Below are 16,287 nucleotides of genomic sequence, written 5' to 3'. Positions count from 1 at the left end.
AGCTTCCCTCTATGGCCAACTAACAACATATAGTACCAAACCCATTTTCTCCCGTTTCTTAAATGCTGAAAAAAGTACAAAGAATCCACCAATCACAACAGGTAATGCAAATCCAGCAGCTAATCTTTCAATAGCTAATATGTAATTTGCTGCCTTTGAACTTGTCTCAACAAAATCAGACCAAGATTGTCCAGTAAATCCAGGAAACGATCCAAATACTTTTTTGGGTTTAAATATATTTCTCTTCCATTATCATTTTTCTTAGTTGCGATATGGAAACCCATTAAATTAGGATCTTTATTATAAAAATTTCTAATATCATAAAAGTGAACTTCTTTTTTATAATTTTTTTGATATTTCTTTAATCAATTTGTCTAATTTTTGACTTACTCCAAATATTTTTCCATTTTTCACTATAATTCTTCTTTTCACTTTCATCGTAGGGATTCTTTCCTTTTTCATTTTAAATTCTTTTTAATATATTTTAGAAGATCTAGCCTTCTCTATTAACAATTTATGTTTTTAGTTTATCATGTTAATAATATCATATAAAATTATTTAGTTGAGTGAATCGTAAGCGTGAGAAAGTATTTTAGATGGCTTGATAATAATGTTCATTTATTATATATTGTTCACTATTTAGTGAACAATATAAGGAAGGTAAACATTATGGAAAGAAATCAAAAAATGAAAAATATTTTTGGTGACAAAGCTACCCTTATAGCGAGAAAAATGCTTAAAGACCCAAAAAGAGAATGGGTGGTACGGGATTTTACAGGTTCTGAAGGTGTAAGTTTAGGAATGGCTCAAGCAATCCTTGAAGCAATGGCAAAAAAGGGATATGTGGAAAGAGTCAAAAAGGGACCTGAGAGCTACACGCTTCTTACCAATAAAGATATGCTTATTGCCGACTGGTTAAAAGATTATCAGTTCGACTTAAACACAATTGATTCTTACTATAGTCCAGATAAAGATATCCTCAAGAAAATTAAAAATCTTTTAAAAGAAGGTCAATATGCCCTAACGCTACATACAGGTGCTAATCTTATCACCTCTTTTGTAAAGACAGAAGAGATATTTATTTATCTTAAACTTGCGAATTGGGATAAGGATATTCTGGCTTTGAGGCAGAAATTGGAGTTAAAAGAACTGGTAAGGGGTGGTAACATTCATGTAATTCAGCCCTATTATAAAACCAGCGTATTCTTTAATAGGCAAAAAATAAAAGGATTTATAGTAGTTTCCAACCTGCAACTTTATCTTGACCTGTATAACTTCCAGCCGCGTGGAAGAGAACATGCTGAGTATCTTAAGAAGCTTTTAGAAGAGAAAGGAAAACATTTTGACTGAACTTGAATACATTGAGTCAAAATTTTTTGAAGTCTTGACAGACCTTAAGGATTATCTTGATGACTTAACCTTGGTTGGCGGATGGATACCTTATGTGTATTCCCGTTTTTTGTGGAATAATCTTTCCATAAGACCAGTGACCACCACTGACATTGATTTTGGTATAGGGATAAACAAGCCAAAGGTTTATCCGCGGACGATTTTTGAGTTGCTTTCTTCCTTGAATTACAAAGAACGCCACCCTCAAATGGATAGACTGTATCCGGTAATTTTGTATAAAGAGGGAAAGATACGTATAGATTTTATCGCTCCTAAAGAAATAGAAGAAGAAATTATAGAAAAATTAGTTGGCAGACAGATTGATATCAATAAAATTGATAAATTTGATTTTCTTCTTAAACACCAAATCGCTCTTAATATTAAAGATAAAAAGAGGAAACTGAGCTACAAAATCAATTGCCCTAAGCCATCAGCTTTTTTATATCATAAGGCAGCCACATTTATTGATAGAGAAGATAAACAAAAACAGGCTAAGGATTTGCACTATATGTATTTCATATTGAGATATGCACCAGACCGGGAGATTATTCTTAAGGAAGTTGAGCTATATAAGAAAGAAGGTTATTTCAAAGAAATACCGCGAAATCTTAGCAAATATTTTGAAAGAAAGACAAGCCAAGGCTGCCTTATGGTAGAGAAAGAAAACGGCCCAGATGAATATATAGACGATTTAAGGAAAGATATATTTGAAAGATTTAGTAAATTGCGCGAAGTAATATGAAACAAGAAAAATATTCGATAAGCAAATTAAGTTAAATGATATGACCAAAAGATATATACAACAAACGTTCAGCCAGCTTTCCTCATGTTTAAAGAAAGGATTTCAGGTTTGACATTTGATTTTAATGCAGCAGGAGAATGGAAAGTTTTCAATTCTCTCGTTACTTTCGTAGTTGTAATGAAAAACCCGGACTTAAAAGAACTTTAAATACCATAGATTTAATAACTAAGTTTCAATAGGGATGTTTACATCCAACCTTAATAATGAGTCCTTGCTTCTTGGAGATTTACCCTACATTTTTCCAAAAAATATAAATTGTAGGGCAAATGTTATTTTAGGGAATCCTTCAAATATTCTTAATAATAAAAAAATTCACTTCACATAGGGTAAAAGAACTAACTTTACTTTGCTTAATGACTAATAATAAGTTTTAAATTTCCATTACTACACAGGTTGTTGTTCTTACAATACCTTCAACCGATTGTATTTCATTTGCTATTGTCTTTCCCAGCGAATTCAAATCTTCTTTCTCCACAAAAGCAATTACATCAAATGGGCCTGTGACACTAAAAGCACTTTTTACACCATCTATCTCTAAAATTTTCTTAGCAATATTTCCTGACTTTAAAGGCATTGCCTCAATCAGTACATATGCACATACACTCATTTTTTACCTCCATTTAAATTATAATGAAAAAATTTATTTCTGCAAATTAATTGAATTTATATTTTTGTTTCGTTTCAAGAATTTCTATTCGCTTGATTGAGGGTGTGATATAATTTAATAAAATGGAGATATGGATTCTTGAAGAGGTTTACAACATAATAAAGTTTCATACGGAAGAGTTCAAAGGAAGAAATATATTCGGAGCACTTTTAGGTCATAAAAGGGGAAGGGTTTTTATAGTGGAAAAGGCTTTAAGAGTTGAGGAAAAATTTTTACAGAATGAGAAAAAATACTTTAAGAAAAAAGAAGAGATTGAAAGATTATTTGACAGAAAATTAGTCGGTTATTTTTATATTTCCAAAGCTGATTTTCCTCAGCGATGGATAAAAATAAACACTGCAGGAGATATTTTAGTCAGAGTCGACTCAGAGAAAGATGAATCAATTTTTGGATATTTATTTGAATTCGATGAGAATGAAAACAAAATGGAAGTAAAAAATGTTTTTATTAAGATAATTAAAAAACAGGAGGAAGTTATTGAATGAATTGAATACTAAAAAGAAAAAGTTTTTATTAAACTTAGCAAGAAAAGCAATAGAGGAATATCTCAAAAAAGGAAACACTATTTCTCCGGAAATCAAAGAAAATTGGCTTAAAGAGAAGAAAGGAGCGTTTGTTACATTGAAGGTCGGAGGAAACCTTAGGGGGTGTATAGGATATCCACTTCCATATAAATCTCTTTATGAAACAATAATAGATGTAGCAATTTCAGCAGCAACCTCTGATTTCAGATTCGAGCCTTTGTCAGTTGAGGAACTGGATGAAACTGAAATAGAAATTACAATCCTATCTATACCGAAAGAGATAAAATCATACGATGAGATTGAAATCGGAAAACATGGGATAATAGTCTCAAAAGGAGCTTTCCAGGGACTTCTTCTACCTCAGGTTCCAGTAGAATACAACTGGGATCTTGAAACTTATTTGACTCACGGTTGCATGAAAGCAGGTTTAAAGGGTGATGAATGGAAAAGAGGAATTAAGGTTGAAATTTTCTCAGGAGAGGTATTTTCCGATAGAGAAATTAAGTAATTTTCTTTAAAAATAAAACTTTAAATTTTTCTCCCATAAACTCAGGGTTTAGAAGAACTTTTAGTTGATTGATTTTTGAAATATCATTATTTATTTTGAAGTCCAATATCCTATTTTCGAGGAGAAATTTCTCCTGAGTCCATAAAAATATCTTTTTTAGTCTTATTTCTTCCCCTCCCTTTATAAGAGTGGAGAAATCCACATCTGAAGTGATATCTTTATTTCCTAAATCATCAAATAAATCATCAGATATTCTGTGTCTTTTAAATGACCTGGAAGTTTTTCTAAGAAAATTTTTATTTTCCCTTTCTTCTCCGTAATCAATTGTTAACATGTAGCCTTTATTAAGTGCTCTTCCAAGTATTTTTATCCAATTATAAGCTTGAATATTTATCTCTGTTTCCTCGAATTTTTTGGAGTCTAAATGGAAATTTTTGATGAATTCAGTGGCTTCGGAAGTTGGATTATCAATAATCTCAAAGAGTTTTCCATTTTTTTCACCAATGAAGATTTCATAAATTTTTCCATCTTTCTTCAATATCCTTTTAAAAGGAAGGGCGTCAAAAAATTCATTGGAAATTATCCACCCATTTATGGATTTTTCTTTTAAGTCAGATTCTTTTATGTATTTTATTCTTTTATTAAAAAGCAAAGGTTTAAGTTCAAGGAATAGAAATTCAATCTTCTTCGAAAGAGTTGGATTATTTTCATCGAAATATTCAATCAGGCCGTTCATTAAATAACCCTTTCCTCCTCCTATCTCCAAAATCTGGATTTTTTCATCCTGCAGGAATTTTTCATTATTCCTCTCAATAAATTTTGCAATCGTAAGGGAAAAAAGGCTTGAAACCGATGGTGAAGTGAAAAAATCTCCCTTTTTCCCTATTTCTCTTTTGATCATATAATAACCATATTGAGGATGATAAAGGGCAACTTCCATGAATTCATCGAAAGGAATCTTCCCTTTTTTCTTTATTCTTTCTATTAAAATATTTTTAAGCATTTCTACTTCTTTACCCTTTCGTTTAATGCTCTCGCATTTTTTAAAAACAAAATTAATCAAATAAACTAAATAAATGCTTCAATTTTTTTTATGTCCACATTTTTAAGAAAAAAATTTTTAACATTTTCAAAATATTCATCGCTGAGATATTTTGCAAGTCCGTATTTTTTATAAATCGATGTCACTTTATTGCAATAATTCATCCTGTCTAAATAAATAAAATCTACTTTATCGATTATCATATTTAAAAGATTTTCAGGGTTCATCGGAAGGATAGGGCCTACAAAGCAGAAAGTTCTTATCCCGTTTTTGTGTAATATTTCTATTGTATTTACTCTTTCTGAAATCGAAGAAGAGCGAGGCTCAAAGATTTTTTTTATGTATTCATTGTCAGTTGTGATTGTAAGCCCCACGCATAGGTCATTAAATTTTTTAAGAATTTCTATATCTCTCAAAATCAGGGAAGATTTTGTGAGAATCTCAACTGGAAATTGATAGATTAAGAGAATTTCAAGAATCCTTTTTGTTATTTCATATTTTTTTTCGATAGGCTGATATGGGTCTGTCACAGAACTAATCATTATCAATCCTTTCCTCATACTTTTAATTTCTTTTTCAAGAAGCTCAGGCGAATTAATTTTTATGTCTACAAATTCTCCCCAGTTTTCTGTGTGGAATGTGTATTTTTTCATAAACTCGGCATAACAGTATTTGCAACCATGAAAACATCCGATGTAAGGGTTAATGCAGTAGTCGACCCCTTCTATTTTAGATCTGTTCAATATTTTCTTTGAGTTAGTTTCTTTTATTTTCATTAATGTAATACAAACGCACAAATATTTGTTACATTCTATTTTTACCCCTCACCCCGCATCAAGTACGGGGCAAGCTTTAATCCTCTCCCCTTAGGGGGAGAGGGGAGGGTGAGGGGCAGAAATGTATTAAAATTAGATACATTCTCATTAGATTTAAATTTTATTTATAATTTCAATTGCTTTTTTTACAATTTCTTTCTCATTTTTATAGCTCATAAAATTAAAGATTTCACCTGTAGAAAACCATTTTACATCTATAACTTCCCAGTCATGATTTTTTATGTCGCCGTTCTCAAATTCATACAAAAAGAAATAAACAAACTTGTGATATCTAATGAGGTTTTTTTTGTCAACATACCAGTATTCAATTTTATCGATTTTATCGATAAGTCTTCCCTCCAAGCCTGTTTCTTCCTTAATTTCTCTTTTTGCAGCTTCTTCAGGTTTTTCCCCTTTATTAACGATTCCTTTTGGAAGACACCATATATTTTCTTTCGGAGAGATAAGAGCAATTTCAACAGTATTATTTGTTTTCCTGAAGATAACACCACCTGCAGAAAATTGTAATTCTGTTTTCATCTGTTGCTAAAGAATTCTTTTAAATTATTTTTAAGTTCCAGGACATTTTTTATTGCCCATGCGTTTGCATCATTATTGAAATAGACGTAGACAATTTTTCCATCTTTAACAAATTTCTTTATTTCCTCCGAGAGTTCGTAGATTTCTTTTAAAGAGTAACAGGAAGAATAAAGGCTTCCTGGCCCATGTTTTCTGATGTAAACGATATCACTTGTGACTGGACCATCTACGGCACATTCGGGATGGTCTGAAAAACATAAACAAATATTTTCATTCCTGAGGATTTCATAAATTTCTTTATTTTTCCATCTTTCATCCCTTAGTTCTATAACGAATTTTAAATTGGAAGATGCTTTTGAATGTTTTAGAGAAACTAAAAATTCTTTGAACCTTTGAATGTTTAAATTCCACGAGGGCGGCAGTTGAAAGAGTATGGGACCTAAATGCGCTTCAAGCTCTGAGGAAATATCTATGAAATTTTTAACTAAATTTTCTACATCTTTTAATTTTTTTATATGGGTGATAATTCTATTTGCCTTAAGAGAAAACAAGAAATTTTTTTTCAGGTCTTTTTTCCATTGAGAAAATATTTCTCTTTTTGGGAATCTGTAAAAAGTCATGTTGACTTCAACCGTAGAAAAGAAATTTTGATAATATTCAAGCCATTTTTTCTGGGATAATTTTTCAGGATAGAATCTTCCCTTCCAGTGATTGTAGTTCCAACCGCTCGTTCCTATATATATTTTATTTCCTGCCACCTTGTTTCAATTTTAATTGACAAAAAGCTCTTTTACAAGGAAAATTTTAAATTTGGATGTCTCTCATTTTTTTAAATTTCTTTTTATCAATTGAGATTTATTTCTCGATTGAAAATTTTATATTGTGATGAAGATTTATTAATACAAATGAATTAAATAAATTGACATGTAGGGCAAGGCTTTAGCCTTGCATTAAGCAACCCTGAAGGGTTGCCCTACAAATTATTTATTGCTTTTATATTAGTAATAAAAAATAGTCGCTGTCCCTATTTTATTTATTTTATTTGATTTTTTCTAAAAAAAGTTTGATTTCTTTCTGATCAGGGTTTAAAGATAAAGATTTTTGAAAATATTTTATTGATTCGTCCTTTTTTCCTGTTTCATAAAAACAGATTCCCAGAGAATTAAGAAGTTCAATTGTTTCTCCTCCAATGTTTATTGCTTTTTTAAAGTGAAAAATTGCTTCATTATAATTTTTCAAATTCAGAAAAGATTTCCCCAGTATAATGTTTAATTCAAGGTTTTCCATTTCTTTTAAGGGGAGCAGGGTTTGAATTGTTTTTTCAAAATTATTTTTATAGAAGTATGCTTTTGATAGGCATATGGCAATATCAGGATGGGGTTTTTCTTTTCGATAAAATTTTTCGATTTCCTGAATAGCCTCATCATACCTTCCTGAGTTAATTAGCTGGTAACTTCTAATAAGTGAGAAATAGGGATGGTTTATATCTGGATATATTTTTGAATAATTCCATGGTCTTGGAACGCTTGCTACCGGTAATACATTAAAATCAGCTAACTGAGAAAGAATTTCATTATTTTTATCAAGAACAGAAATTTTTAATTTATACTCAGATGGTGGGAATTCTTTAAGAGGAATTTTTTTCAGGAAAATAGGCGAACCGCTTATTCTTTCATAAATATCTTTCAATACTTTTCCATCTTTTTCTATCTGGATTCTCATCTCCTTATTTTTTATGTCCTCATTGAAATTATAAATTTCAAAGAAAAAAATTAGCTCTTCATCGGGAGTGTAATTTTTCTGAGAATTGGGATAGAGTTGAGAATTATTAATATTAAAGGGGATCAGATTGTTGTTCTTTTTCTGGAGGGATTTTTCATTGTATAAGAATAATACTGGGCTTATGATTGAGTAAGGAGATTTTTTCGGTGAGTATATTTTTTCTTCAAATGATGTAAATTCTTTTGATGCCGTATTTCTTATAAGAAAATTTAAGGTAAAATTTCCATCTATTATGGGAATTAAATCTCCAAGAGCCGGGATTCTTCTTTCAATCTTTTTAAAATTTTCTTCTGTAAATTCAACCGAAAAATCTTTTTCATCCTGGAAAATTATCTTTCCATTCAAATCAGTTATTTTAATGTTTATTTTCAATGGAGCAAAAACTTTATTTTCATACTGATTTAGATTCAGGGTGTAGGGCTCTACAATAATATGGAGAAAATTTTTTCCGTCCATTTGATGAAGAAATGTAGAGTGATTACTTCTTACATATTTAACAGAGTAATCCGTGGTAATAATTTCCTTGTATTTAAGAAATTTTTCAGCCCACTGGCTATCAATTTTTTTAATTGGAGAATGAAATACATTTGAAAGAAGAATGTCAGAAGATAAAGATTGAAACATTCCTGCTGGATCGACTCCCTCTCCTGGAATGAGGCTTAGAGAAGCACTTGCTAATTCAGAAGAAACTTGCTTTATCTCATAATAAATTTCAGCCCTATTCTGAGAATTGAGTGATAGAGAAGGAACGATCAGTTTTTCAGGACCATCTCCAGCTGGACTATAAAGCTTGTATTCTCCAATCCCTTTGTCTTTATAGAACAAAATATAAAAATATGGAGGAAACCCCAATGAAGTATCGCCATGGTAATACCATAGTTCGGCAGGATAAATATTTTGATAAGTTTCATATCTTTGAATTTCCATGGGCTCTCCAAGCACAATGTAAACCCTTCCTCTATCTGTCATCCATCCTGGTCTTACAGTATCCCTTCCTAAAAATTTATTTACGTATTCAATCCTTCTGTAATGCTCTTCTTTGAATTCATTTGCTGGAGTTCCAGGAGTTGGGTCTCTCTGGAGCCAGAATGCCTCAACAAATGTTTCCCTTTCCCTGTCAGATTTCAAGGATAAAAATATTTCCTTTTCCTTTGGTGAAGTTATATAAACAACCTCTTCCTCAAGCCATTTTTTCCATTTTTCGCTCAGAGAATTTTTTGAATCCTTTGAATTAGTTGGATCTACTGAATTATTGTAATTTAATAAGTTTGCAGGATTTATTGGGTAAAATGAGTTTTTTAAAATTAATGAATTTATTGAGTCTTGAAAATTATAGAAATTATTTATTTTATTAGAAGTATTGGAGAAGATTGTTAATTCATTGGAGATGAGATTGTGAGATATCAATGATAAGAAAAAAAATGTAGTTATAAATCTCAGACTCATTTTCGATAAAATATGATAACATAAAAAAATTTCATATTCTATTTAAAAAAGAGAGTTTTGGAAGCAAGAGAAATTTTTTTCGTGACGGTTTTCAGACCACTCTTCCAGCTCAGAAAAGATAAATTCTCTTACTACAAAACTTTACATGCTTTTAAAACTTTTTAAAAAGTGATTTATCCTTTTTATACGGAAGAAAATATTAATTAATTTCTTTATTAGGTTTTATTAAAGAAATATTTTTTAATTTAAATTTTAATTAAATCTTTAAAAAAACTCTATGGAGGAGAGAAATAAATTCTCTCCTCCATTTTAAAAATTAATTTCTAGAAGAAGTATCTGATACCCAATCTTAATGCTCTTGGTGTGACAATTCCTCGAATCTTATTGAAAGAAGCTCCTGTGCGATTATAGCGAGATCTAACTGTATCTGAATTGAAAACATTGAATATATCACCAACAAATCCCAATCTGCCGTTTGCCAATTTGAAAGTCTTCTCAAGTCGTAGATCCAGGTTATTGATTGCATCATATTCTCTTGAACCCATAGGTTCAGCATTTATCCATGGTCTTCCCTGTCCCAGCGCCATTCCTCTTCTTGTGTCTCTGAACAGTCTCGTGTAGTAATATCCACTTATATACTGGTAGGAGACAGTTAAATTTACATCAAGGGGAAGAATAACTGTTCCGTATAATTTCAAAACATGCTTTGGAACATATTCAGCTTTTCCCTCTGTGTTTATCTGATAGTTTGGATCGGTAAAAAGACCTGTCCATCCAGTGTTTGTTGACCACGTATTGTTTATGTTGGCTTTATTATCCACATAGATATACGAAAGCAATAACTGCCACCTGTTGGAGAATCTTTTGTTGAACCTGAAATCATATCCCTTATAGCTTCTGTACGGGTCAATGTAAACATTTTTCATACCTTTGGTAGGATTCGTGATTAGATAAAAATCTTTTCCTGGATTTAGCTGATTATAAACTTGAACTGTTCTGTCATCTCCAGTTCCTGTTACTCCATCAGGTCCTGGATCTAGCCATGTTTTAGGCTCATATATTCCTGCGGTATTTACAGCTCCTATTATATTTTTCCATCTTCTGTCGATGTATGTGAAACCAATTGATGCATCTCTGAAAAGTTCTCTTTCGAAACCGACTGTGAATTCTTCCATGTAAGGATGTTTTATGTCTTTATCAATATCATAGATATTCTCTGATAGGGGTGAGCGATAGAATTCTACCCATTCAGCTCCATCCCAGTAATAGCCGATGTAATCTGCATAACGGGGATCCATTCTCATTATGGTCGCTGCAAATATTCCTTCATAGTATTTCCCCCAGTGAGCTTTTAGGACATTTTTTCTATCACCAAGAATATCGAAAGAGAACCCAATTCGAGGAGCTAAATTTGTTGGTTTATATATTACATCCACATACTGTGTTCCACGAGGTTTTCTATCTCCAAAACCTGCCTGTTTATTTTTTGGAAAGAAAGTATCATTTGCTTCATCAAGGATTGATTCTCTGATTATGTCATATCTTAGACCTGCATTGATGTTCAATCTTTTTGAAACAGCCCAGGAATCCTGTCCGAAAAGTGTGTATCTTGTCATGCCTATTCTCTGGTCATATCCTTCCCACTGATAGGCAAGGTATGGTTCACCATAATAATCCCAGTAAACCATGTTGTTCTTTCCTGTGTATGCATACCTTGACCTGTTATAGTTACGCTCGATTTCCATTCCGAATTTGAAATCGTGGGAGCCTTTTATGAATTCATCAGCATAATGAGAAAGGTTCACATTCAGCTGTCTTCTTATTCTATCAGCCATATACCAGTAAGGAGAATTCTTTGTGAAGCTAAAATCTGCTAAGTCAATATGAGAATTTTTATCCCTCCCACTTCTTGGCTCTAAGTAATAATAACCCCAGAATCCTGCAAATTTTGCATCTAAAAATGTTTTTGGCCCAAATACCTTTGTCCAGGTTACATTCCAATACCATTCAGGAGATATTTGAGTTACTGTGGCTTCGGGTGAGGTATTAGGTGCAAAATCTGTGCCCCATGGAATTCTGTTGATTCCTCCATACTGATCATGTTCAAATGAGAGGGAGAACTTGTTTGTTTCAGTTGCCTGATAGGATGTTTTGAAAAATGCTCTTGGCTGGCGATAATCTCTGGCTTCAGGAAAGCCAGTATACCAGTGATAGATTCTGTAATACTGAATTCCTCCAAAATACCAGAGTTTATCCTTGATGAATGGCCCTCCTAAATGGAAGTTTGCATCGATAAATCTGTCTTTTGGCGGTTTTTTCACATTTTCAATTTTCTGATACCATGCTACATACCAGTCTTCATCTTTTATTTTTTTAGTGTTATCCGTTGCCCATTTTTCGTTCTGATAGAGGAACTCGTTGTAAGATTCAAGTCTATTGCTTCCGGATTTTGTTACAGTATTCAAAATTGCTCCTGTAAATCCTCCGAATTCAGCCGGTAATCCAATTCCTATGACCTGAGCTTCTTCGATTGTCTGATAATCCATGAATACCCAGGGTGTACCTCCTTCAGGGTCAGAAACATCCACTCCATCGATTGCATAAATATTTGCAGAAGAACCTGCTCCTCCAAATGCATTGTATCCAGAAACTCCAGGAGCCAAAGTGATTATCGCTGTCATGAACTGTGTGTTGGGAACATTTCTTAAAAGTTCATCAGTTAAAACAACGTTTGCTGCTGGAGCAGATGATTTTATGTCGACAACAGGTGCTTCTCCTATAACTGTTACTTCTTCTGCGATTTTCGCTGGTTCCATCGTGATATCCACTGTAAGAGTGATGTTTGCGTGCAACCTAATGTTTTCTCTTTTAACTGTTACAAATCCAGAAAGTTCTGCGGTTAATGAATACATGGCTGGAGGAATTGCAGGAAATCTGAAAACTCCTCTGGTGTCAGTTATGACAGATTTTTTTCCAAAAGCACTCTCAATTGTAACTGTAATACCTGGTAATGGTACTCCTGTATTATCAACTATTGTTCCCTGAATTGCTCCAGTTTCTTTGCTCTGTGAGAAGGAAAGTGGAGATAGAATAAGGGTCAGAATTAATAGTATTAAAAATTTTTTAATTGTGGTTTTCATTTAACCTCCTTTTTAACCTTTAACTTTTTGTTATTCCTTGTTTCCCTTAATCATTATTAGCCATTACGTTAAATTTTTTTCCTTCTTTTAATTCACACCTCCTTTCTTTTTAGATTTTGATTCTCATTAATCTTATCAAAAAATATATTTTTTTCAACTCTTTTCATCAATTTTTTTGTTATGATAGATAATAAAAATATTTTTTTCAATATTTTTAGTTCATTCATTTTCAATGTAACTTATTCATAAATCGTGCCAAAATTAAATATTTATTTTTCAATAACTTACAAATTCAAATTTTTAGAAAATCCAAAAAATAAAATGATAAATCCAAATATTTGAATTTAAAACTTTTTTGTCGATATGTCGCTCAGAAAATGATTGACCTCTTTCTGTGAGAGTTATGAGGAATTATGTTTTTTCTTTATTTTTTGGGGTTTATGTAGTAATAATAATTTTGTTTATGATGAAACTTAAAAAAGGGATACTGATTGTATTTGAGGGAATTGATGGTTCTGGGAAAACAACCCAGGCAGAAATAATGCTGAAAAAATTAAAAGAAAGAGGGTTTGATGCTGTTTTATTCAGAGAACCTTCCAACTCCTATTGGGGTAAAAAAATAAAAGAGTTGTCGAAAAAAGAATTTTCATTGTCGCCTGAAGAGGAACTCGAGTGTTTTCTAAAAGACAGGAAGTTTGACGTAGAAAACAACATAAAACCTGCTCTTAAAAATAAAAAAATTGTTCTCCTCGATAGATACTATTTTTCAAACATTGCCTATCAGGGAGCAAAAGGAATCGATAAGAAGAAGATTGAGAGATTGAATAAAAAAATAGCGATTAAACCTGATCTGGTTATTATACTTGATATTGAGCCGGAAACAGGTCTGAAGAGGGTGAGTAATGTAAGGAAATTTGAAAGACTCTTTGAAAAAGAAGATTTTTTAAAAAAAGTGAGAGAAAATTTTTTAAGTTTTAAAGCAAATAACATCAAATTTGTCAATGGGTCAAAAACTATTAAAGAAATTTATTCAGAAATAGAGGATATTGTTTTCCGGCTTATTAAAAACAGAGAGGATAAATAAGAAAAATTTTTTTAGAGAGGTCAATCATCCCCTTCGCTCAGAAAATGGTTGACCTCTCTTGAAAAAAGGTAGTCTTTTTTCAGTTATTCGATAGCCTGGATGGTTTTGAAATAATCTGAAATTTTATAGTGTTCCTGTTCAGAACAGAACTTTGTTGGCTCTGTCCCGGGAATGAAAGCTTCTTCAATTACATGAGAACAGTAAGGCGTTGCTAAAAGTCCTGTCATTCTGTCGATTTTTATGAAAACCACATTAGGAGGAGCAGTGAAATTCTCAACAGGCTGATTCTCTAAATATTCTTTCATGAAATCAATCCAGATCGGAAGAGCAGCCCTTGCTCCAACCTCATTTTCTCCAAGAGATTTTTTTTCATCAAATCCAACCCAGACCCCAGCTATCAGGGATGGAGTTGACCCGATGAACCAGGCATCGGTGAATTCATTGGTTGTTCCAGTTTTTCCTGCTATCGGTCTATTCAAAACTAAAGCTTTTGTGGCAGTTCCTCTTTTTACAACCCCTTCCATTAAATTTGTTATTAGATAAGCGTATGCAGCAGGCATTACCTCATGGGCTTCAACATTGTTTTCTTCGAGAATGTTTCCTTCCATATCTTCTATTCTTTTGATGATATAAGGTTTCATCCTTATTCCATTATTGATGAACGAAGAAAAGGCAGAAACCATTTCTAAAAGGGAAACTTCAAAAGAGCCAAGGGATAAGCTCATAAAAGGGTCCAGCTTTGAGGTAATTCCAAGTTTTCTTATATATTCTATTGTACGCTCAGGAGTTATTTTTTCAACGATTTTAGCAGTTACGACATTTCTTGATTCTTCCAGACCTCTTCTCAATGTAACAAGTCCTTTATAACTATCTTTAAAGTTTTTTGGAGTCCAGGGTTTTCCTGTCCATCTGTCAAAAAAAGTGATTGGTTCATCGATAAGAATCGAAGCTGGAGTAAATCCGTCCTGCAAAGCAGCAGCATAAATTAAAGGCTTTATAGCCGATCCTGTCTGTCGCAATGCTTGAACAGCCCGATTGAACTGACTTTTGTGAAAGGAATATCCTCCTACCATAGCTTTTATTTCACCTGAGCGGGGGTCTAATGCAATGAAAGCGCCTTCAACAATTGGTTCCTGTTCGAGGGAGAGAATAGCTAAATTATTTTTTTCATCAATAGTTACAATCTTTACTGAAACTATATCACCCTTTTTTATTAATCTTTGAATACTATCTCTGCCTGCCCATTGTATTTCTTTTTTATCTAAAATTCCGGTTAAGTTTCCCAACCTGATGAGGGCTTTATCTTTTTCGGAAAGAAGGGTCATTCCCTGATATATTTCTCCCTCCTGAAATCTTCTCGGCCATGGGGACATTTTATAATTTTCTAAATCATGAACCCCATTTTCTAAGAGGTTTATCTGGGGCTTTCTCCAGCCCTGTCTTTTATCAATTTTTCGAATGCCATCTTTTATATACTTTTCTGCTAATTTTTGGGCAATGGGATCAATTCCTGTGTATATTTTTAATCCGCCTTCATATATTGTTCTGGTATCGTATTTTTCTTCCAGGTATTTTCTGATTTCTTCAAGGACATAAGCAGAATAATCATTTATCTGCTTTGGAAAAGGATTTAAAATTATCGGTTTTTTCTTTTCTGCTACTGCCTCTTTTTTTGTAATGTAGCCTTCATTTTTCATCCTGTCCAGAACCCAGTTTCTTCGCGAAACAGATAGGTTAGGATTGATATAAGGAGAGTATCTTTGTGGAGATCTGTGGAGGGAAGCTATGAGGGCAGCTTCTCCTAAATTTAATTCTTTTGCACTTTTTCCAAAATAGAATTGGGAAGCAGCTTCAACTCCATAAACTCCGTGACCTAAATAAATTTGATTACAGTAAAATGTAAAAATTTGTTCTTTAGTGTAATTTTTTTCAATTTGAAAAGAAAGCAGCATTTCTTTAATTTTTCTTTTTAGAGTTTTTTCGGGGGTGAGAAATAGAAGCCTGGCCAATTGCTGGGTAATTGTACTTCCACCCTCCTTTGCTCTGATTGCTATTATATTTTCCTTAATAGCTCGAAGTATTCCCCATATATCAATTCCCCAATGCTTAAAGAAACGGCTATCTTCGGCAGAAATAATTGCATATTTTAGAACATCAGGAATAGAACTGTAAGCAATGGGGATTCGCTTTTCTATCGCAAATTCTCCAATTTTTTCTCCATTAATCCCATATACAATGCTCATCGTATTGGGTCTGTAATCCTCGAGCTGAGAAATTTTAGGGAGGTCTCTTTCATAGGAAAGAAAAATACCAGAACCCACACCTGTTAGAATTGCAAGCAGTGTGAATGCAGAGAAAATAAAAAGTTTGAAATGAGATTTTTTTACTTTTAATATCATCGAACTTGAGAAATTAGCTTATTTCTTTTCGGACACATAAAAAAAATTATATCACAATTGAATAAACAATAAACAGCGAAATTTTAGAAGAAGTAATTTTAAATTAAATTAAAGTTTTGTGTGAAGAGGGCAGGAATGGTGGTCAAGAA

Annotated in this window: 15 protein-coding genes; 6 read left to right on the top strand and 9 right to left on the bottom strand. The window is 32.5% G+C overall.

Features of this window, described 5'->3' with window-relative positions; all coding sequences use genetic code 11:
* Positions 1 to 339 precede the first annotated feature (339 nt).
* Positions 340 to 462 (bottom strand): hypothetical protein, encoded by a 123-nt coding sequence (locus AB1410_01865; GenBank protein ID MEW6455448.1) that lies wholly within the window; start codon positions 460 to 462, stop codon positions 340 to 342.
* Positions 463 to 669: 207 nt separating this feature from the next.
* Here AB1410_01865 and AB1410_01860 point away from each other — a divergent pair, with 207 nt between their 5' ends.
* From AB1410_01860 to AB1410_01850, 3 genes are all read left to right on the top strand, one after another.
* Positions 670 to 1,350 carry a type IV toxin-antitoxin system AbiEi family antitoxin gene (locus AB1410_01860; protein MEW6455447.1) on the top strand — a complete coding sequence of 227 codons (681 nt, stop codon included), beginning with the start codon at positions 670 to 672 and terminating at the stop codon, positions 1,348 to 1,350.
* Positions 1,343 to 2,131: a GSU2403 family nucleotidyltransferase fold protein gene (locus tag AB1410_01855; protein ID MEW6455446.1), complete on the top strand. Its 789-nt coding sequence runs from the start codon at positions 1,343 to 1,345 to the stop codon at positions 2,129 to 2,131. The genes AB1410_01860 and AB1410_01855 overlap by 8 nt, the downstream gene beginning before the upstream one ends.
* 84 nt (positions 2,132 to 2,215) lie before the next feature.
* A complete protein-coding gene (locus tag AB1410_01850) occupies positions 2,216 to 2,338 on the top strand; it encodes a hypothetical protein (protein ID MEW6455445.1) in 123 nt (40 codons plus the stop codon).
* Positions 2,339 to 2,561: 223 nt separating this feature from the next.
* Here the strand turns inward: AB1410_01850 and AB1410_01845 are convergent, their stop codons facing one another.
* Entirely contained in the window at positions 2,562 to 2,798 is a 237-nt protein-coding gene (locus AB1410_01845; GenBank protein MEW6455444.1) for an Lrp/AsnC ligand binding domain-containing protein, read from the bottom strand.
* 122 nt (positions 2,799 to 2,920) lie between these two features.
* Here AB1410_01845 and AB1410_01840 point away from each other — a divergent pair, with 122 nt between their 5' ends.
* Together AB1410_01840 and amrA are read left to right on the top strand one after the other, a co-directional pair.
* The gene (locus tag AB1410_01840; protein ID MEW6455443.1) at positions 2,921 to 3,343 is read left to right on the top strand and encodes a hypothetical protein; all 423 of its coding nucleotides are present in this window, start codon (positions 2,921 to 2,923) and stop codon (positions 3,341 to 3,343) included.
* Positions 3,336 to 3,890, top strand: a complete 555-nt coding sequence (gene amrA / locus AB1410_01835) for an AmmeMemoRadiSam system protein A (protein MEW6455442.1) — start codon at positions 3,336 to 3,338, stop codon at positions 3,888 to 3,890. The genes AB1410_01840 and amrA overlap by 8 nt, the downstream gene beginning before the upstream one ends.
* On the opposite strand, the gene AB1410_01830 is transcribed toward amrA, so the two are convergent.
* From AB1410_01830 to AB1410_01805, 6 genes are all read right to left on the bottom strand, one after another.
* Positions 3,883 to 4,893, bottom strand: coding sequence for an SAM-dependent methyltransferase (locus AB1410_01830; protein MEW6455441.1), 1,011 nt, complete (start codon positions 4,891 to 4,893; stop codon positions 3,883 to 3,885). The two genes, amrA and AB1410_01830, sit on opposite strands and share 8 nt — an antisense overlap.
* Positions 4,894 to 4,958: 65 nt before the next feature.
* Positions 4,959 to 5,708 carry a radical SAM protein gene (locus tag AB1410_01825; GenBank protein ID MEW6455440.1) on the bottom strand — a complete coding sequence of 250 codons (750 nt, stop codon included), beginning with the start codon at positions 5,706 to 5,708 and terminating at the stop codon, positions 4,959 to 4,961.
* 153 nt (positions 5,709 to 5,861) lie between these two features.
* A complete protein-coding gene (locus AB1410_01820; GenBank protein ID MEW6455439.1) occupies positions 5,862 to 6,287 on the bottom strand; it encodes an NUDIX domain-containing protein in 426 nt (141 codons plus the stop codon).
* Entirely contained in the window at positions 6,284 to 7,045 is a 762-nt protein-coding gene (locus AB1410_01815) for a DUF72 domain-containing protein (protein ID MEW6455438.1), read from the bottom strand. The genes AB1410_01820 and AB1410_01815 overlap by 4 nt, the downstream gene beginning before the upstream one ends.
* A 280-nt stretch (positions 7,046 to 7,325) precedes the next feature.
* Complete coding sequence (locus AB1410_01810; GenBank protein ID MEW6455437.1) at positions 7,326 to 9,515, bottom strand: GWxTD domain-containing protein; 2,190 nt, start codon at positions 9,513 to 9,515, stop codon at positions 7,326 to 7,328.
* 323 nt (positions 9,516 to 9,838) lie between these two features.
* On the bottom strand, positions 9,839 to 12,655 hold the full coding sequence (locus AB1410_01805) for a carboxypeptidase regulatory-like domain-containing protein (GenBank protein ID MEW6455436.1): 2,817 nt from the start codon (positions 12,653 to 12,655) through the stop codon (positions 9,839 to 9,841).
* 403 nt (positions 12,656 to 13,058) lie between these two features.
* Between AB1410_01805 and tmk the strand changes: the two genes are divergently transcribed.
* Positions 13,059 to 13,739 (top strand): dTMP kinase, encoded by a 681-nt coding sequence (gene tmk / locus AB1410_01800; GenBank protein MEW6455435.1) that lies wholly within the window; start codon positions 13,059 to 13,061, stop codon positions 13,737 to 13,739.
* An 83-nt stretch (positions 13,740 to 13,822) separates the two neighbouring features.
* On the opposite strand, the gene AB1410_01795 is transcribed toward tmk, so the two are convergent.
* Positions 13,823 to 16,138 carry a PBP1A family penicillin-binding protein gene (locus AB1410_01795; protein ID MEW6455434.1) on the bottom strand — a complete coding sequence of 772 codons (2,316 nt, stop codon included), beginning with the start codon at positions 16,136 to 16,138 and terminating at the stop codon, positions 13,823 to 13,825.
* Positions 16,139 to 16,287: the final 149 nt, after the last annotated feature.

The organism is Acidobacteriota bacterium, from assembly GCA_040756905.1.
Taxonomy (GTDB): Bacteria; Acidobacteriota; Aminicenantia; order JBFLYD01; family JBFLYD01; genus JBFLYD01.
The sequence above is the reverse complement of the archived record's forward strand: the minus strand, read 5'-3'. Positions and strand labels throughout refer to the sequence as shown.